The sequence below is a fragment of the Arthrobacter pascens genome (genome assembly GCF_017052465.1).
Lineage (GTDB): Bacteria > Actinomycetota > Actinomycetes > Actinomycetales > Micrococcaceae > Arthrobacter > Arthrobacter pascens.
Map to the genome: position 1 here is coordinate 1 of NZ_JAFHKT010000108.1, position 18029 is coordinate 18029.

At 65.6% G+C, this 18029-nt stretch carries 19 protein-coding genes and 1 tRNA gene; 11 read left to right on the forward strand and 9 right to left on the reverse strand.

What is annotated here, in order from left to right:
• Positions 1-152: 152 nt before the first annotated feature.
• A complete protein-coding gene (locus tag JYA52_RS03000) occupies positions 153-611 on the reverse strand; it encodes a Fur family transcriptional regulator (RefSeq protein ID WP_205651669.1) in 459 nt (152 codons plus the stop codon).
• A gap of 76 nt (positions 612-687) precedes the next feature.
• Between JYA52_RS03000 and JYA52_RS03005 the strand changes: the two genes are divergently transcribed.
• On the forward strand, positions 688-1959 hold the full coding sequence (locus JYA52_RS03005; RefSeq protein ID WP_205651670.1) for an MFS transporter: 1272 nt from the start codon (positions 688-690) through the stop codon (positions 1957-1959).
• A gap of 48 nt (positions 1960-2007) precedes the next feature.
• Entirely contained in the window at positions 2008-2874 is an 867-nt protein-coding gene (gene htpX / locus JYA52_RS03010; protein WP_205651671.1) for a zinc metalloprotease HtpX, read from the forward strand.
• Between the two features lie 40 nt (positions 2875-2914).
• Here the strand turns inward: htpX and JYA52_RS03015 are convergent, their stop codons facing one another.
• Positions 2915-3370 (reverse strand): GNAT family N-acetyltransferase, encoded by a 456-nt coding sequence (locus tag JYA52_RS03015; protein WP_307869290.1) that lies wholly within the window; start codon positions 3368-3370, stop codon positions 2915-2917.
• Between the two features lie 89 nt (positions 3371-3459).
• The gene (locus tag JYA52_RS03020) at positions 3460-3951 is read right to left on the reverse strand and encodes a YajQ family cyclic di-GMP-binding protein (RefSeq protein WP_205651673.1); all 492 of its coding nucleotides are present in this window, start codon (positions 3949-3951) and stop codon (positions 3460-3462) included.
• Between the two features lie 185 nt (positions 3952-4136).
• Between JYA52_RS03020 and JYA52_RS03025 the strand changes: the two genes are divergently transcribed.
• From JYA52_RS03025 to JYA52_RS03040, 4 genes are all read left to right on the forward strand, one after another.
• Complete coding sequence (locus JYA52_RS03025; protein ID WP_205651674.1) at positions 4137-4391, forward strand: hypothetical protein; 255 nt, start codon at positions 4137-4139, stop codon at positions 4389-4391.
• A 116-nt stretch (positions 4392-4507) separates the two neighbouring features.
• Positions 4508-4589: transfer RNA gene (locus JYA52_RS03030), tRNA-Tyr, on the forward strand.
• A gap of 208 nt (positions 4590-4797) precedes the next feature.
• On the forward strand, positions 4798-6210 hold the full coding sequence (locus tag JYA52_RS03035; RefSeq protein WP_307869291.1) for an ABC transporter substrate-binding protein: 1413 nt from the start codon (positions 4798-4800) through the stop codon (positions 6208-6210).
• A gap of 477 nt (positions 6211-6687) precedes the next feature.
• Positions 6688-7671 (forward strand): hypothetical protein, encoded by a 984-nt coding sequence (locus JYA52_RS03040; RefSeq protein ID WP_240459900.1) that lies wholly within the window; start codon positions 6688-6690, stop codon positions 7669-7671.
• Positions 7672-7742: 71 nt separating this feature from the next.
• On the opposite strand, the gene JYA52_RS03045 is transcribed toward JYA52_RS03040, so the two are convergent.
• Positions 7743-8477 carry a potassium channel family protein gene (locus tag JYA52_RS03045; protein WP_205651675.1) on the reverse strand — a complete coding sequence of 245 codons (735 nt, stop codon included), beginning with the start codon at positions 8475-8477 and terminating at the stop codon, positions 7743-7745.
• A gap of 87 nt (positions 8478-8564) precedes the next feature.
• The gene (locus JYA52_RS03050) at positions 8565-9449 is read right to left on the reverse strand and encodes a peptidoglycan-binding protein (protein ID WP_240459901.1); all 885 of its coding nucleotides are present in this window, start codon (positions 9447-9449) and stop codon (positions 8565-8567) included.
• A 309-nt stretch (positions 9450-9758) separates the two neighbouring features.
• On the opposite strand from JYA52_RS03050, the gene JYA52_RS03055 reads away from it, so the two are divergent.
• Positions 9759-10304 carry an acyl-CoA thioesterase gene (locus JYA52_RS03055; protein WP_205651676.1) on the forward strand — a complete coding sequence of 182 codons (546 nt, stop codon included), beginning with the start codon at positions 9759-9761 and terminating at the stop codon, positions 10302-10304.
• Positions 10305-10387: 83 nt separating this feature from the next.
• On the forward strand, positions 10388-10837 hold the full coding sequence (gene trxA / locus JYA52_RS03060; RefSeq protein WP_205651677.1) for a thioredoxin: 450 nt from the start codon (positions 10388-10390) through the stop codon (positions 10835-10837).
• Positions 10838-10927: 90 nt separating this feature from the next.
• On the opposite strand, the gene JYA52_RS03065 is transcribed toward trxA, so the two are convergent.
• The gene (locus tag JYA52_RS03065) at positions 10928-11206 is read right to left on the reverse strand and encodes a putative quinol monooxygenase (RefSeq protein ID WP_205651678.1); all 279 of its coding nucleotides are present in this window, start codon (positions 11204-11206) and stop codon (positions 10928-10930) included.
• A gap of 103 nt (positions 11207-11309) precedes the next feature.
• Between JYA52_RS03065 and JYA52_RS03070 the strand changes: the two genes are divergently transcribed.
• The gene (locus tag JYA52_RS03070) at positions 11310-12986 is read left to right on the forward strand and encodes an AMP-binding protein (protein ID WP_205651679.1); all 1677 of its coding nucleotides are present in this window, start codon (positions 11310-11312) and stop codon (positions 12984-12986) included.
• An 83-nt stretch (positions 12987-13069) separates the two neighbouring features.
• Here the strand turns inward: JYA52_RS03070 and JYA52_RS03075 are convergent, their stop codons facing one another.
• The 3 genes from JYA52_RS03075 to JYA52_RS03085 form a co-directional block, all read right to left on the reverse strand.
• Complete coding sequence (locus JYA52_RS03075; protein ID WP_205651680.1) at positions 13070-13876, reverse strand: ABC transporter permease; 807 nt, start codon at positions 13874-13876, stop codon at positions 13070-13072.
• A gap of 5 nt (positions 13877-13881) precedes the next feature.
• On the reverse strand, positions 13882-14850 hold the full coding sequence (locus JYA52_RS03080; protein WP_205651681.1) for an ATP-binding cassette domain-containing protein: 969 nt from the start codon (positions 14848-14850) through the stop codon (positions 13882-13884).
• 172 nt (positions 14851-15022) lie between these two features.
• Complete coding sequence (locus JYA52_RS03085; RefSeq protein ID WP_205651682.1) at positions 15023-16003, reverse strand: DNA-3-methyladenine glycosylase family protein; 981 nt, start codon at positions 16001-16003, stop codon at positions 15023-15025.
• A gap of 150 nt (positions 16004-16153) precedes the next feature.
• Between JYA52_RS03085 and JYA52_RS03090 the strand changes: the two genes are divergently transcribed.
• The gene (locus tag JYA52_RS03090) at positions 16154-16561 is read left to right on the forward strand and encodes a VOC family protein (RefSeq protein ID WP_205651683.1); all 408 of its coding nucleotides are present in this window, start codon (positions 16154-16156) and stop codon (positions 16559-16561) included.
• Between the two features lie 81 nt (positions 16562-16642).
• Entirely contained in the window at positions 16643-18028 is a 1386-nt protein-coding gene (locus JYA52_RS03095) for a cystathionine beta-synthase (RefSeq protein WP_205651684.1), read from the forward strand.
• The last annotated feature ends 1 nt before the right edge of the window (position 18029 follow it).

Genomic DNA, 18029 nt, shown 5'->3' on the forward strand with positions numbered 1-18029 from the left:
AGGTAGTGGTCCGTGAGGATGATGGCGCCGTCGGCGCCGACAGCCTTGGAATGGGCATCGGACGTGACAGGAGCGCCGGACTGTGTCGTGGACACGGCAGGCGCAGAGATGTTCGAAGTCATCTTTCTCCTAATTTGTTGATTACTTGTCAGTTACGAAGGAAGTTTTTGGGCCCGCTGGCAGTCCCCGCAGATCCCCTGGTACATGACGTCCGCGATCTGGATGGTCATGGGATGGGAATCCTCGTTCCAGTGCGGGGTCAGGCACGGGGCATGGCCGACGGCGCAGTCGACGTCCTCCACCCGGCCGCAGCTGATGCAGATCGCGTGGTGGTGGTTGTCGCCCACACGGGTCTCGTACAGGGCAGGCGAGTGCGGGGGCTCAAAGCGGCGCAGCATGTGCAGGTCGGTCAGGTCGCCCAGCACCACGTAGACGGACTGTGCCGTCAGTTCCGGCAGTTCCTCGCGGGCGGCCGCCAGGATGTTCTCCGCAGGGGAGTGCGGGTGGTGTTCGACGGCGGACAGCACCGCCAGCCGCTGCTTGGTCACCCGGCGGCCGTGGGCACGCAGGGCCGCGGCCCATGCTTCGTGGCTTTCCGGGTGCTCGGTCATGACTCCATTGAACCACTTATTTTGAGTAGATCACAATAAGGCATGGCTAAGTTTAGGCCGCGGCTAGAGTTGCCGGGTGGGGAAATTACTGGCCGACATCAGTCCGCTGCGCGAAAGCCCGGACTTTCGGCGGCTTTGGCTGGGCTCTGCTGTCTCCAATGTGGGATCCCAGTTGACGCTGGTGGCCGTCAGCCTGGAGGTGTATCGGCTGACCCAGGACAGTCTCTATGTCGGGCTGCTCAGTATCTTTGCCCTGGTACCGCTGGTGCTGGGCGGCCTGCTGGGCGGATCCATCGCCGATTCCCATGACCGCCGCACGGTGGCGCTCCTTTCGTCCTCCGTGATGTGGGCCGCCGTGGGCGGGCTGGCACTCCAGGCGTGGCTTCAGGTGGGCAACGTCTGGCTGCTCTACGTGCTGGTAGCCGTGCAAAGCGGGGCACAGGCCATCAACCAGCCGGCCCGCAGCGCCATCATTCCCGCCCTGGTCCGACAGGAACTCCTGCCGGCGGCCAACGCGCTCAGCATGGTCACCTTCGGCCTGGCCATGACGGCCGGCCCGCTCCTGGCCGGGGTGCTCGTGGCCTCTGTGGGATTCGGCTGGACCTACACGCTGGACCTGCTGAGCTTCGCCTTCGCCTTCTGGGCGCTGCTGAGGCTTCCGCCGATGCCTCCCGGCAAAGAGGCAGGCAGGGCCGGCCTGCGGTCTGTGGTGGAGGGCTTCCGGTTCCTGGGAACGCGGCCCAACGTGCGCATGACCTTCATCATCGACCTCGTCGCCATGATCCTGGCGCAGCCGCGGGCGCTGCTGCCCGCCGTCGGCGCCGTCATGATCGGCGGCGGGGAAACCACGGTTGGCATCCTGCTGGCATCCACGGCCGTCGGTGCCTTCCTGGCCGGTCTCTTTTCCGGCCCGCTGGGCTCCGTGCGGATGCAGGGCACCGCAGTGGTCTGGTCCGTCATGGGGTGGGGCGCGTCGATCGCCGGGTTCGGGCTCGTGGTGGTGTTGGCCGGCCGGTCCGGCTCCGGGGGAGCCACGCTGTGGCTGCTGCCCGCCGTCCTGTGCTGCGCGCTGGCCGGGATCTCCGACTCCGTGAGTGCAGTCTTCCGCACCACCATCCTGCAGGCGGCGACGCCGGATCACCTGCGCGGCCGCCTCCAGGGCGTGTTCATCGTGGTGGTCGCGGGCGGGCCGAGGATCGGGGACATGCTGGCCGGCGCCGGCACTAAAATTCTAAGTGAAGGCTGGGTCCTGCTGCTCGGCGGTGTCCTATGCATTGGAGTCGCGTGGACGGTCGCGCGGTGGCAATCCGGCTTCCTGAAGTACGACGCGCGGAATCCCGTTCCGTAGCGGCGTTGCGGGAGTTCTGACTGGGTGTTCTGAGCTGTGGAGGGGAAAGTGCACAAACACTACAACGGCCTGAAGACCGCGGCGCTTTTCGGCGTGCTGTGGGCGGTGCTGCTGGGCCTGGGAGCACTGATCGCAGCCAACACCCGCAGCACGGCCCCCATTGTGATCATGGCGCTGATCGGTGTGGGCACCACAGCCTACGGGTACTGGAACAGTGACAAGATCGCGCTGCGTTCCATGCAGGCGTATCCGGTGTCCGAGGCGCAGGCCCCTCAGCTGTATCAGATGGTCAGGGAGCTGTCCGTACGCGCCAACCAGCCCATGCCGCGGATCTTCGTATCGCCCACCATGGCGCCCAACGCGTTCGCGACCGGCCGGAATCCGCAGAACGCCGCAGTGTGCTGCACTGAGGGGATCCTGCAGCTGCTGAGCCCCCGAGAGCTCCGCGGAGTCCTGGGCCATGAGCTCATGCACGTGTACAACCGCGACATCCTGACCTCGTCCGTGGCTGCGGCCATCGCCGGCGTCATCACCTCGGTGGGGCAGATGCTGCTGTTCTTCGGCGGCGACCGGCGGAACTCGAATCCGCTGGCCCTCATCGCCATGGCCCTGCTGGCCCCGTTCGCGGCGACCCTGATCCAGGTGGCCATTTCCCGCACCAGGGAGTACGACGCCGATGAGGACGGTTCCGAGCTCACGGGAGATCCGCTGGCGCTCGCCTCGGCCCTGCGCAAGATCCACCAGGGCGTCCAGGCGGCGCCGCTGCCGCAGGACCAGCGGCTGGTCAACGCCTCGCACCTGATGATCGCCAATCCGTTCCGGGGCGGGGCGATGACCAAGCTGTTCGCCACCCACCCGCCCATGCAGGACCGCATTGCCCGGCTGGAGCGGATGGCGGGCCGGCCGCTCACCTGAGGGCCGCCGTCGTACTCCCTGCACGTTGCGCGCCGTCGGGCTAGAGCGGGCGGGCGTAGCAGACGGATAGCGGTTCGCCGGCGTAGGGTCCGAAGTTTTCGATGAGCTTGTAGCCTTCGCGCTCATAGAACCGGATGGCGTCCGGCTGGGCGGTTCCGGTTTCCAGCTTGAGTACGCTCAGGCCCAGGCGGACGGCCTCGGCTTCGAGGCTGCGGAGCACGGCGGGGGCCACCCCGGTCCCTCGGTGGCTGGGCAGCACGAACATCCGTTTGATTTCCGCCGAGTCAACGTCGAGCTGCCGCAGCGCGCCGCAGGCCACAGCCATGCCCTGCACATCGCGGGCAACGACGAAGAAGGTGATGTCCTCGGCGGTGGGAGCTGAACCTGGTTCGTGGTCGTCGGAGCCGTACCTCGCGTCCAGCTCGGCGCGCTGCATGCCGCGCAGCCGGGCGCCGTCCTCGGTATCCCACGGCTCAGGCGTCACAGAGTAATTCACGCGTTTCCTATCGTTCGGCGCGGGACGCGCATACGGACTGGCGACACCCGAACAGGGGTGCCGCCAGTCCATTGCGTGTCGTGAAACCTTTAGCTGCGGAAGTTGACGAACTGGAGGTCGGCCTCGTCAAAGTCCTTCAGCAGAGCCATGGTGGCCTGGAGGTCGTCGCGGGACTTTGAGGTCACGCGGAGTTCGTCGCCCTGGATCTGCGATTTGACGGACTTGGGGGCTTCGTCGCGGATCAGCTTGTTGATCTTCTTTGCGAGATCCTGCGCGATGCCCTCCTTGATGGTGCATTCCAGGCGGAATTCCTTGCCAGAAGGGTACGGTTCGCCCTGGTCCAGGGACTTCAGGGAGATCCCGCGCTTGATGAGCTTGGACTGGAAGACGTCCAGCACTGCCAGAACCCGGTCCTCGGAGTTGGCCTTCAGCAGGATCTTTTCCCCGCTGAAGTCAATCTCGGCGCCGACGCCCTTGAAGTCGTAGCGCTGGCCGATTTCCTTTTGGGACTGGTGCAGTGCGTTCGCCACTTCCTGCTTGTCTACTTTGCTTACGACGTCGAATGTGGACTCGCCTGCCATGACTCTCCTTTTGCTCGTGGTTGCTTCGCCCGGACGGGGCGTGGATATCTGCATTCCAGCGTAGTACGGATGGGCCAGTTGTGACGGTGAATCCACTTTCACAGTTCACTCCTAGCTGAGGCACAGCGGGAACGGAGTCTGGCTGCGGACAGTTGTAGGAGTTGGAAGACCCCGGAAGGAACGCAATGACCCACCAGGCAGTCCGCTATGTCAGCCGCTCCACGGCAGCCGCCGCTGGAATGATCGCCACCGCCGCCACCTCGGTGACTGCAGCGGCTGTGGCAGCATCGATCATCCTGAGCCCGGCGCCCGGCGCCTCGTCGAGGCTGGACGGTGTCCATGCTGACCTCCAGCGCGCGGTGCAGCTGAACCAGATCACGGAGGAGCAGGCACTCCGCTTCGAGGCGAAACTCGCGGACCGCATCCTCGGCGAAGCCTGATTTTCCGCGGTTTTTGAGCGGTTTCCGGCTCGATTCGATTCTTCGGCAGAAGTTCTGTAAAGTTGTCTTGCCCGCGGTTGCTGGAAACAATGACCCGGGTAACTTCTTTGAAGTTCGGCAGATTACCCGAGCGGCCAAAGGGGGCTGACTGTAAATCAGCTGGCAACGCCTACGGGGGTTCGAATCCCTCATCTGCCACCCGCGGGAAACCCCGTCTGACCAGTGGAAACACCGGTCGGGCGGGGTTTTTCTTTTTTGTCCCAGGGAGCCGCGGCTATTGCATGGGAAGTGCTGCTGACATCCGGATTGCGCGGAGATAATCTTAAAGGTAAATCCCGGCTGGCGATTTAGGTCACAGCCGGCGGTTTCAGCCCCCAGCGGGTACATCCGAGGCAGGATAACCGAGGTGAACAGAACCAGAGGCCGCGCCAAGGTCAGCGTCCTCGCCGTAGCGGGGCTGGTTGCAGCCCTCCTTGCGGGCTGCACAAACGCCGGACCTGTTTCCCCGTCTAATGTGCCGGATACCCACGACATCACTGTCTGGATCACGGACACCCTGCCCGACCGTGTCGCCAGGATGCAGGCCATCTCCGCCGACTTCACCGCCGCCACCGGCCTGAAGGCGGAACTCGTGAGCGTGCCCGAGCACGAGTTCAACCAGACGCTGACGTCCTCGGCGGCGGCCGGCAACCTGCCTGACGTCATTGGCGCGATTTCGCTGGGGAACGTGCGCACCCTCGCCGCCGGGAAACACGTCCACACCGGAGCCAACGCCACGGTGGTCAGAAACCTTGGCGAAGGGACGTGGTCCCGGCGTGCGCTGGAGCTGACCCGCGACCGCGGCAGCCAGCTGGCGGTGCCCGCCGCCTCCTGGCAGCAGGTCCTGTATTACCGCAAGGACCTGTTCGCGAAAGCGGGCCTGGCGGTTCCCGATACCTACGCCGACATTAAGGCTGCCGCCGAAAAGCTGCACACGCCGCAGCTGGCGGGATTCGTCGCGGCCAACAAGGCAGGGGAGCCGTTCACGCAGCAGTCCTTCGAGCACATTGCGCAGGGCAACGGATGTGAACTGGTCAGCGCCAAGGGCTCCATTACTTTCGACAGCCCCCAGTGCGTGGGCGCGCTTCGCTTCTACAGCGACATGCTGAAGGACTACTCCGTGCCCGGGATCCAGGACATCGGCACCGTACGTGCCGCCTACTTCGCAGGCAAGGCCGCCATGGCCGTCTGGCCCACGTTCATGCTGGACGAATTGGCGGGACTGCGCAGCGACGCCCGGCCCAGCTGCCCCGAATGCAAGCTGGACCCCGGGTTCCTGGTCAGGAACACCGGTGTGGTGGCGGGCATCCTGGGAAGCGGCGGTACGCGGCCGGCGCACTTTGGGGAGATCACCTCGTGGACCGTCACGAGCGACTCCGATACGGACCAGGCCCGGAAGTTCGTGGAGTATCTGGTGAGCGGCGGCTACGCGGACTGGCTGTCCGTCGCCCCGGATGAACGCATTCCGGTGCGGGCCGGCACCGCCGCAAAGCCCACGGAATACGCGGATCGCTGGAAGGCGATGCCTGTGGGCATGGGCGAGAAGGAGCCGCTGGGCAAGTTCTACTCTCCCGACGTTCTCGGCGTCCTGCTGCAGGGCGTGAAGGACCTCGACCACTGGGGCATCCTGCAGGGCCGTGGCGATCTTGCCGGTGCCGCGATGGCTGAACTGCCGATCGCCGAGGCCGTGGGGGATGTCACCGCCGGTGCAGCGGATCCGCGGACTGCGGCCGCCAAAGCCGCGGCCACGCTCCGTTCCATCCTTCGCACGCTGAGATAGCCGGGCAATCCGGGTGCAGCTAAAAGATAAACCGCCGAAATGCGGTTTATTCGCTTTTTGGGTGTGATTGAACGTTGCATCAAGCTGCTTTAGCGTCTGCATTCTTTTCTGCAAATTGACGGCAACGACCGAGTTCGGCAGACCTGTCCTCCGCTCCGACAAATGCGGCATTCAATGCTCTTTCCAAACAGGCAAATTAGGGTCATGATTCTTGCTAAGCCTGTTCGGAAACAACAAGGTCTCAGGTTGAGGAGGCTGAACGCACCCTTCTGGTCGTTTCCTCGGTGAATCTCCCGAGAGACTCTGATATCGCGCTGCAGCGGGGCATGCCAATTGTCCGGCCAGGCGCGGTTCCGACAGCGCTGCCATCCCGGTGAGCGGCAAAAAGACGGCGGGCCGGCGGCAGTGGCTGAACGCAGTTAATTCCAACCGCGAAAGGCAACAGTGATGCGTCAGTCACGTAGACGACTATCAGCTTTGGGCTCTGTTTTCACGCTTCTTGTGGCGATCGCCACCGTGGCGTCGTGTGCAGCGCCAAATCCCGGACAGACTCCGGCCACAACAAGCACAACTTCGGCATCGCCGTCGGGGACGACGACAGCGCCAGCTGGCACCACCACAGCGTCGGAGTCCGCATCCGAGGCGCCGGACCCCACAGAACTGTGCGGTCCCGGATCTGCCATCAACTTCGACAGCGCCGCCTTCCCGGATGCTCCGGTCATAGACAACAAGTGGTTTTCCCTGGCGCCGGGAACCCAGTACACGACGAGCGGGAAGGTCGTCAGCGCTGACGGCACCACTGAGCGGATCGTCACTCACACCGTAACGGGCCTGACCAAAGTCATCGGGGGGGTCAAGACACAGGTGATGTGGGACCGCGACTACGCTGACGGGTCGCTGGTCGAATCCGAGCTGGCCTTCTTCGCGCAGGACAAGGCAGGAGCGGTCTGGCTCTTCGGGGAGTATCCGGAAGAGTTCGAAAACGATAAGTTCGTTGGGGCCCCCAACACGTTCATTCACGGGATCTCCGAGAGCCAGGCCGGCATCGCCATGCAAGGCGAGCCGCGCGTTGACACGCCGGAATATGTCCAGGCGCATGCGCCCTCGGTGGACTTCCTGGACTGCGGTGACGTTTTCCAGGTGAACCAGCGCGTCTGCGTTCCCACGGGTTGCTACGACGACGTGCTGGTGATCGACGAGCACAATCCGCTGGAGCCCGCTGTGGGGCACCAGCGGAAGTTCTATTCAGCAGGGACGGGACTGGTGAAAGTGACCGCTGTGGGCGGTGCCGACCAGGAAACCCTGGACCTCGTCAAGGTCGAAAAGCTTACCGACGCAAAACTGGTGGAGGTCAACAAGGAAGCGCTCAAACTCGACCAGCACGGCTATGACGTCAGTAAAGAGGTCTATGCGAAAACGCCGCGCGCCGAGGTAGCCACGGAAACCACGGGCGGGTACTGAGGAACTGCGCTGTCCGCGGGTGAAGGACAGCGCCGCGGCCCCCTCCGCTGATCACTGAGGCGGCGACCGCTCTAGGACGTCCGTTCGCTCCTGAGCAGCGCAATTTCACGGCGGAGGGCGGCCACCTCTGCGGCCAGGTCATTGACTTCTGCCAGGACAGGCTGTTCTGCTGTTTCGACGGCGGTTTCGGCGGTTTCGCTGACCCGCTGGACGAGCCAGGAGGCGATGGAGGCCGTCACCACACCCAGCACGGCAATGCCGCTCATCATGAGGGCGGCGGCCACCGCCCGGCCCAGGCCCGTGACGGGATACAGGTCTCCATAGCCGACAGTGGTGATGGTGGTCACCGCCCACCACACTGCGTCGCCGAAGGTGAGGATCTTCGCATCGGGAGCCGACTGCTCGGCGTCGAGCACCGCCAATGCGCCGACAAAGACCAAAAGGGTGGCGGAGCCCGCCACGTAGGTGGCAACGCGTCCGCGCAACGATTCGCCGACTGTCCGGTGCAGCACTGACAGCAGGGTCACCAGCCGCAGCAGCCTCAGGGGCCGGAATACCGGCAGGGCGACGATCAGCAGTTCATGAAGGTTCCAGAAGAACCAGCGGCGGCGGTTCTCCGCAAGCCAGAGGTTCACCGCATAGTCCAGGGCGAAGATGCCCCAGGTGATCCACAGGGTGGCCTCAAGCCACTCGTTGCCCCGGCCCTCAACCTTGCCCACGACCTGCCACGCGTAAGCCGCGAGGAACACTACAGCCGTCCCCATCAGCGGCCACTCGGCAAGGTCCCGGTAGCGTTGCTGCGTCATGCGCAAAATCATACGGGTACCGGCACAGCATTCCCCGTCACGGGCGGCGGCGGGAGGGAAGGGCGGGAGGCCCGCCCTTCTGCCCCTTTAGTTCAAGGCAATGACCAGCATTTGGGTGGTGCCGGGGATGCAGGTCTGCAGGACCGCCCGCGGGAATCCGCCGAATACGGCCGCAACATCGTTCGTTGTGCCGCCATTGGGTACCTGGCTGCGGGCCGCCACGGTATAGGATCCGTAGCCCGCGAGGTCCACCCGCTCGCCGACCTGGATTCCGGAGAAACGGGCCCAGCCGCCGCAGAAGTCGTGTTCCGTGATGAAGAGCGAGTAGCCGTCGGTCGGTGTGAAATGGATTGGCCCGATGCACCGGTCCACCATGTCCTGGCCTCCCGCGCCCGCCACGTAAATGGTTCGGACGAGCGGTGCCGGCGGCGGAGCGGGGGCGGCAGCGGGTGCCGGAGCGGGAACGGGAACTGGAGCGGGAGCCTTCACTGCGGAGGCCGGCACGGGCGCTGCAGCCTTCACTGCAGGCGCCGGTGCAGGTGCCGGTGCGGGGGCCGCAGCCTTGACTGCTGCCGGTGCGGGTGCCGCGGGCGCGGACCGTGCCTTCGCAGCCGGCGCCTTGGCTGTCGCGGCTGCGGCAGCCGGCTTCTTTGCGGGCGGTGCCTTGGCTGCCGGCGCCTTGGCTGCGGGTACTGAGGAGACGGGTGCTGACGCGGCCTTGTCCGTCACGGATCCTGGCAAGCCGGACCACGGAATGGCGTCGTCCCTGGCGGGGGCCGATATCACCTGGCTTGCCGCCGCGGGGGAGTCGTGGGCCGGAGCCGCGGACCACATGGGTGTCGCGGCGCTCAGCACCATGACCCCTGCGAGCACGAGTGCCCTGATGTCGAATCCCGTGGGCAGTGTTCCCGGCTGCGGCCCGAAAAGATAGACCGCTCCGCGGTGCCGGCTGGCTGTTTCCTGCTGATCCATGGCTGACCCTGAACCGTCGCGCGGCCGGCAGAATCTGCCGTCGCTTGCTGGGCGGTCAGGCGCAGAGACGGAGGCGCCCGCGCCGAATGGCGGGACCCCTTTTCGTTACGCTTGACCATTCAATTGAGAGAGGGACGCGCTCGCTAACGCGTCTGCCCAGCAGTGTTGAGTGTAGGAGGCGCGGTTCCGCGGCCGCACGGGTAGGCAATACCTGTCTTTCCCCGCAGCCCCTACTTGAATCCCGCAGGCCGCAACGCCACAGCGAATGTATGGGTGGCACGCTTGTTACTGGCGGGTAATATATGCGTTATGCACCTGCTTCTGCGCACACTCCTGCCGCTGGTTACCTCCTCCAAGCGCCCGCCGCTCAGCATCTGGGAAGCGTCTTCCCTTCCCCTCCGCGTGCTTCCGGCCGATATCGACATCGCCATGCATGTGAACAACGGGATGTATTTCTCGCTGATGGATCTCGGGCGTTTCGATCTAATGGTCCGCAGTGGCACTTGGGCGAAGATGCGCCGGCGGGGCTGGAGTCCGGTGGCTGCGGGCGAGACCATCACCTTCCGCCGCTCGCTGCAGCTGTGGCAGCGGTACACGATCGAGACCAGGATCATCGGACTGGATGCCAAGGCCATCTACTTTGAGCAGCGGATGGTGGTGGACGGTGAAATCTACGCCCGCGCCTACATCGCCACCCGGCTGGTGAGCAAGGGGAGGCCCGTCAGCCAGGAAGAGATCATGGCAGAGTTCGGTGCGCCTCCGGCGGAACTGGAGCTTCCGGACTGGATCCACGAGTGGCGGGAAAACAACGCGCTACCCGGGACACGCCGGCCAGCCCCGCACGCCTGGGCCTGAACGGAGGTATTCCCGGTGACGCGGGTAGCGAACAAAGAGCGCCCCGAAGGGACATCGGGTGCCGGCTCGCGTACCGTGGACACATGGCTACCGTAGACATTACAGGTGAACAGTTCGCATCTACCGTCGAGAACAACGACATTGTCCTCGTTGATTTCTGGGCCGAATGGTGTGGTCCCTGCAAGCAGTTTGGACCCACATATTCCGCAGTTTCCGAAAAGCACAGCGACGTCGTCTTCGCCAAGGTGGACACGGAAGCTGAGCAGCAGCTGGCCGCGGAGGCCGGCATCACGTCGATCCCCACGCTCATGGCCTTCCGCGAAAAGGTGCTGGTCTTCTCCCAGCCCGGCGCGCTGAACGCCCCCCAGCTCGAGCAGGTGATCGACGCCGTCAAGGCGCTCGACATGGAGGAAGTCCACGCCCACGTGGCGCGCTCGCAGGCTGAGGCAGCCGCGGCCGCAGGCACCAGCACGGGCAACGGCACGGGCAAGGGCTCTGGCCCCCAGGACGGATCACAGATCCCGGACTTCTAAGCCCCCAAAGCACAAACGCGGGGTCATTCCGCGCCCAGGAACTTCGGTTCCGGGCGCGGCGTGACCCCGCGTTTCTTGTGCTGGTACGGACTACAGGCGTTCGATCCTGACGGGCTCGGCGAGCAGCGCGCTGAGCGACTCGTTCAGGTCCTGCAGCGCGGTGCCCTTGGAGTGCTTGTCGAGGTCTTCCTGGGACGCCCACCGCTCAGTCAGGACCAGCTTCTCTTCGGTGGCTTCGGTGAGCTCGTAGCGGATGCAGCCGGGCTCGTTGACTACCTCGTCAATAGCGATTTCCAGGGCGAGCTTCACGCGGAAGAATTCGCCGTCGTTGGGGATGAACGTTGCCTGCAGGTCGATGGGTGCACTCATGGCTTTCACAATACCGGCCACCGCCGGCGCTCCCGGACCTGTTGACGCCGAACAGCCGACTGTTGCGCTTCTTTTGCCGCGGGCCAGTTGGTAGCGTGCCATCATGCGCGCTTACACAGCCGGGGACACTGACGTCCCGCTGCTTGATGAAACCATCGGCCGGAATTTCGAGCGGATCGTGGGGCAGTTCCCCTTCCACGACGCGCTGATCGAGGCGGCCGCGGTGCCCGGTGCGGACGCCCGGCGCTGGAGCTACACCAAGCTGAACGACGACGTCGACCGCCTCGCCCGCGCGCTTCTCGCGCTGGGGGTCGCGAAGGGGGATCGGATCGGAATCTGGAGCCCCAACTGCGCCGAGTGGACCATTCTGCAGTATGCGACGGCCAAGATCGGGGCGATCCTTGTCAATGTGAACCCCGCTTACCGCAGCCACGAGCTGGCATTCGTGGTCAAACAGAGCGGCATGCGCATGCTCGTCACAGCGCCCGCGGACCGGAACAGCGACTACGTGGGCTTGGCGCGGCAGGCCCTCGGCGAATGTCCGGAGCTGCGCGAGCTGGTGTTCCTGCCGGACTTTGAATCCGAGGGGCTCGACGGCGGCGTCCCCCAAAGTGAGCAGGAACTGACGTACGCGGAACTGCTCAAGCGGGCGGACGCCGTCGGGCATTCCGGGCTGAAGGCGCGCATGGCCGAACTGGACCCGCACGACTCCGTCAACCTGCAGTACACCTCTGGCACCACGGGCTTCCCGAAGGGCGCCACCCTGACGCACCACAACATCCTCAACAACGGCTTTTCCATTGGCGAGCTGCTGCGCTACACGGAGCATGACCGCGTGGTGATCCCGGTGCCGTTCTACCACTGCTTCGGCATGGTGATCGGGAACCTGAATGCACTCAGCCACGGTGCGGCCACCATCATCCCGGGACGCAGCTTCACGCCGGCCGCGGCCCTGGAAGCGGTGCAGGACTTCGGCGGGACGTCGCTCTACGGTGTCCCCACGATGTTCATCGCAGAGCTCGCGCTTCCGGACTTCGCTTCCTATGACCTGTCCACCCTGCGCACCGGCGTCATGGCCGGCTCGCTGTGTCCCATCGAGGTGATGAAGCGGGTCATCTCGGAGATGAACATGCGGGACGTGGCCATCTGCTACGGCATGACCGAGACCTCGCCGGTGTCCACCATGACCCGCGACGGGGACACCCTCGAGCACCGCACCCAGACCGTGGGGCGCACCATGCCGCGGCTGGAGAGCCAGGTGGTGGACCCCGCCACGGGGGACGTGCTGGAGCGCGGGGAGATCGGCGAACTGTGCACCCGCGGCTATGCCGTCATGAAGGGATACTGGGGCCAGCCGGACAAGACGGCCGAAGCCATCGACGCCGAGGGGTGGATGCACACCGGAGACCTGGCCCGGATGGACGACGAGGGTTACGTCGTGATCGAAGGCCGGATCAAGGACATGGTGATCCGCGGCGGGGAGAACATCTACCCGCGCGAGATCGAGGAGTTCCTCTACACGCACCCCGCAGTCCAGGACGTGCAGGTGATCGGCGTGCCGGACGCCGTCTACGGCGAGGAACTCATGGCCTGCATCATCCTCAATCCGGGGGCCGGGCCGCTGGACGCCGCCGCCGTGGCCGACTACTGCCGGGGGAAGCTTGCGCACTACAAGATCCCGAAGTACGTGGACGTCCGTGAGAGCTTCCCCATGACAGTTTCGGGCAAGGTCCGCAAGGTCGAGATGCGCGAGGAAGCAGTGGCCCGGCTGGGCCTCTGACATCAAGGGGCCTCAACTGTCCGTTCGCGCAGTGCCCTTGGCGGTCGAAGCGCGAACGGGCACTTACGGCCCGGCTCCTAGTGTTAGTTCGTGTTCCGGCTGATCGCCCGGATTCCGACTACCAGTCCGACGGCGGCCGTCACCACTGCGGCGAGCAGCCCGTACAGCGTGTCAACGCCGACGGCGCCCGCGAAGAGTTCGCGCTCGGCGTTGACCAGGTAGGTGAGCGGGTTGAAGAGGCTGGCCACCTTCATCCATTCCGGGCCCGCCTCGATGGGCAGCATGATGCCGGACAGGATCATCAGCGGGAACAGCAGGGTCTGCTGCACGCCCCAGAAAATCCATTCCTTGTTCTGCGACACCAGCGCCAGCGAGTATGACAGTGCTCCGAGCCCGATGCCGAAGATCCCCAGGATGATGAGCCCGAAGAGGACATGCAGCGGGTGGAGGACGAAGCCGAACGGAATGCACACCACGGATATCAGCAGGCCCTGCACCACGAGCGGAGCCCACTCCTTCAGTGCCCGCCCGATCATCAGCGACGAGCGGGACAGGGGTGTGGCCAGGATCCGCTCGTAGGAGCCGGTCATCAGCTCGTACTGCAGGTTGGACCCGGTCATGGACGTGCCGAACAGCGCGATCATGACGACGACGCCGGGTAGGAACCACTGCAGCGTGGACTGGCCGCCGAACGCCGGGGCTCCCACGGCCGAACCGAGCAGGGGCCCGAAAAGACCCAGGAACACCAGCGGCTGGAGGAGCGAGAACACGAGGGAGAACGGGTCCCGCAGCGGCAGCAGCATTTCCCGCCAGAACACATACCAGGTGTCCCGCAGTACCCGGTCCAGCCCCGGTTTCTGTTCGGCCTGCTCCACCCGTGTGTTTGCCATGCGCATCACACCTCAGCCCCTTCGCGGAGGCTGCGTCCGGTCAGTTCGAGAAACACGTCGTCCAGCGTCGGCGGTTTCAGTTCCAGGGACTGTGCGGGAGCGCCGGCGTCGTGCATCCTCCGCAGGAGCTCCGGCGCCAGCCGGGCACCATTGCTGAGCCGCAGCCGGAAACGGACGACGCCGTCGAACGCGTGTTCCTCCAGCTCGCCTTCGGCGGCGGCGCGCGCCAGCAGGCCGCGCACCTCGGCGGCGGAGGCCGCCGCGACTTCCACGGCCAGCAGGTCTCCGGCGAGGTCGGCCTTGAGCCGCGCGGCGGTGTTGTCCGCGATGATGGCTCCGTGGTCGATGACGATGACGCGTTCTGACATGGAATCCGCCTCGTCCATGTAATGGGTCGTCAGGACGATGGTGGTCCCGTGCTCGGCCCGCATGCGCATGATGTGCTCCCAAAGGTTCGCGCGGTTCTGGGGGTCCATGCCGGTGGACGGCTCGTCAAGGAACAGCAGCCGGGGCGAATGCATCAGGCCGAGCGCCACGTCCATCCGGCGCCGCTGGCCGCCGGAGAGCTTGATGACCGTGCGTTTTGCAAGGTCTGCGAGGTCCAGGGACGTGAGCAGTTCCTTCGCCCGCGCCGTGGCGTCCGTGGTGTTCATCCCGTAGAAACGGCCCTGCATGATCATCTCGTCGATCACGCGGTAGCTGTGGCCGCCGCCGTTGCCCTGGCCGATGTAGCCGATCCGGGCCCGCACTCCTGCCGGGTCCGCCACGACGTCCAGCCCGGCCACCGTGGCTGATCCGGAGGTCGGCCTCAGCAGCGTGGTCAGCATGCGCAGCGTCGTGGACTTGCCGGCCCCGTTCGGGCCGAGGAAGGCCACGAGTTCGCCGGGGGCGACGTCGATGTCGACGCCCTTGACCGCCTCCACCGTGTCCTTTTTGACTGTGAAGTTCTTGGTGAGTTTCCGGGTATGAATCACTGGATGCTCCAAGGGTTCCAAAGCCCCGGCTGCTGGTGCCGGGCTCCCTGCCGCCCACGGTATACCCCGCCGGTCAGGGCGTCCACGGCGCGTACCCGGCTGCCGGCACCACGCCCTCAGCCGGGGGCTTAACTGTACGTTCGCGCTCGGGGGAGGCCGCTGGGAAGGGGGGCTAGTGCCTGCGGTGGTCCTGGATGGTCATGCGCGGCCCGAAGGTGGGTTTCCGGAAACCGCTGAGCCCGATCATCCGGACCACGCGCTGCCGGTGGCCCTTCCACGGTTCCAGCAGGGCCAACATTCCGGCGTCGTCGGTCCGCCGGCCGGTCAGCGCCGCGCCCACATCGGCCGCAAGATGGTAGTCACCGACCGCAATGGAGTCCGGGCAGCCATGTGTCCGTTGCACCACCTCGGCGGCGGTCCACACCCCGATGCCGGGGATGCTCTGCATCCTGGCGGCGGCCTCCACCGCCGGAAGCGCGGCCAGCCGTTCAAGCGCGACGGCGGAACGCAGCGCCCGCATGACGGTGGCCGACCGCTGAGGCCCCACGCCGGCCTTGTGCCACTCCCAGGACGGGATGCGAAGCCACTGCTCCGGCGTGGGCCGGACCAGCAGGCCGGCAGGCGCGACGGTCGAGGCAGCAGGGGCGGGCGTGCCCCAGCGGTACATGAGGTAGCGGAAGCCCCGCCTGGCCTCAATGACGGTGACCTTCTGCTCCAGGATGGTGGGCACCAGGGAGTCCACGATGCGCCCGGTTGAGGGCAGGCGGAGGGTGAGGTTCCGGCGTCGTGCTTCACGGACCAGCCGCGGGAGGGTTGAGTGGAATACGGGCTCGTCAAAGGCGGACCAGTCGTCGCCGGCACCCAACAGCCGGGGCACGAGGGACACGGCGGCGTCGGAGCCGGGACCCCAGGCCTGCACATCGACGTGCGGGTCCGGGCCCTGTTCGGCGCAGGTGAGGCGCAGCGTTACCGGGCCGTCCGGCGTCGTGAAAGCCATCCAGAGACCGTCCGGGCGCGAGGCGAACGAGGGATCGCCATTGCCGCGCATGAGTGTGCCCAGGGTCTGACGCAGGCTGTAGGGGCCGCCGGCATACCATCGCAAGGAGGCGTCGGCGGCAGCGGCAACGCTGGCGGGGACGTCCGTGATGGTCATGGAATCATCGTCCCACGGACCGCTGACATGCCGGGGCGCCGTGCGCCGCTGGGCCAGCCCGCGGCCCCTTAACCCCCGCCGCGCGGAGGACTACAATCCCAGGTGTGGCGCGGGGCGTCCGCGCCGCTCAGCCTAACCCAGGAGGGCACAATGGCCGGCATAGTGCATTTCGAAATCCCCGCCGATGATCAGGGCAGGGCCACCGACTTCTACCGTGAAACATTCCAATGGACCATCAACGCCATGCCCGAGATGGATTACAACGTGGTGATCACCACGCCCAGCGACGAACAAACCGGGATGCCGAAGAGTCCAGGTGCCATCAACGGCGGACTGTTCGCCCGCGAAGGTGAACTGAAGACCCCCATCATCACGGTCGATGTCGAGGACATCGACGCAACGCTGGCACAGGTGGAGAAACTCGGCGGCTCCGTGGTCAAGCCGAAGGACGCCATCCCGGGAATGGGCTTCTACGCCTACTTCAAGGACACCGAGGGAAACGTTCTGGGGCTGTGGCAGAACCTCCCCGCCGGGACCGCCGAGGGAGCGGCCGGCTAAGAAGGGAACGTATCCCTGAACGTGCGGCGCTCCGTGCCGCCCGGGACGCCGCTCTGCGGGCAAGACGGTAAGTTTGTACCCATGAAGTACGCCCAGTCCGTTCTGGACCTTATCGGCAACACCCCGCTGATCAAGCTCAACCACGTCACCGACGGCATCCAAGCCACCGTCCTCGTGAAGCTGGAATACGTGAATCCCGGCGGTTCCATCAAGGACCGCATCGCGGCCAGGATGATCGAGGAAGCCGAGCGGGACGGCAAGCTCAAGCCCGGCGGCACCATCATCGAGCCGACCTCCGGCAACACCGGCGTCGGCTTGGCGCTTGTGGCCCAGCAAAAGGGCTACAAGTGCATCTTCGTCGTGCCCGACAAGGTCGGTGAGGACAAGCGGGCTGTGCTTCAGGCCTACGGGGCGGAAGTGGTGGTGACCCCCAGTGCCGTCGCCCCGGACAGCCCGCAAAGCTACTACAGCGTCTCAGACCGCCTCGTCACCGAGATTCCCGGTGCCTATAAACCGGACCAGTTCTCCAACCCCGCAGCGCCGCTCAGCCACTATGAATCCACCGGGCCGGAAATCTGGCGTGACACCGACGGAAGGGTGACGCACTGCGTCATCGGCGCCGGCACCGGCGGCACCATCACCGGGACGGGCCGCTTTCTCAAGGAAGTCTCCGCGAACCGTGCGGAGTCCGACGGCGGCCGGGTCAGGATCATCGGGGCGGACCCCGCAGGCTCTGTCTACTCGGGCGGCTCCGGCCGCCCGTACTTCGTCGAAGGCGTGGGCGAGGACATGTGGCCCGCCAACTACGACAAATCGGTTCCGGACCAGGTCATCGCCGTCAGCGACGCCGATTCCTTCGCCATGACGCGGCGGCTGGCCCGCGAGGAAGGCCTTCTGGTGGGTGGGTCCTCCGGCATGGCGGTGGTTGCCGCGCTGGAGACAGCACGCGACCTCCCCGAGGACGCTGTGGTGGTGGTGATCCTGCCGGATTCCGGCCGCGGCTACCTCGCCAAGATCTTCAACGATCAATGGATGCGCTCCTACGGATTCCTCTCCGGCGGTGAGGAGGCATCCGTGGGCGAGGTCATCAAGTCCAAGACTGGTGAGCTGCCGGACCTGGTCCATATCCACCCCAACGAGACCGTCCGCGACGTCATCAACATCATGAACGAGTTCGGCGTCAGCCACATCCCCGTGCTGTCCCAGGAACCGCCCGTGGTGATGGGCGAGGTCCTCGGAGCGGTGGATGAGCGCTCGCTGACCGCGAAGCTGTTCCGCGGCGAGGCCCAGCTGACGGACAAGATCTCCGAGCACATGGGGGAGCCCCTTCCTGTCATCGGCTCGCTGGAGACCATTTCGGCGGCCCGCGAACTGCTGTCCGACGTCGACACCGTGATGGTGACGTTCGTCGGCGCCCCCATTGGCATCCTCACCCGCCACGACCTCCTCGCGTACCTCAGCCACTAGA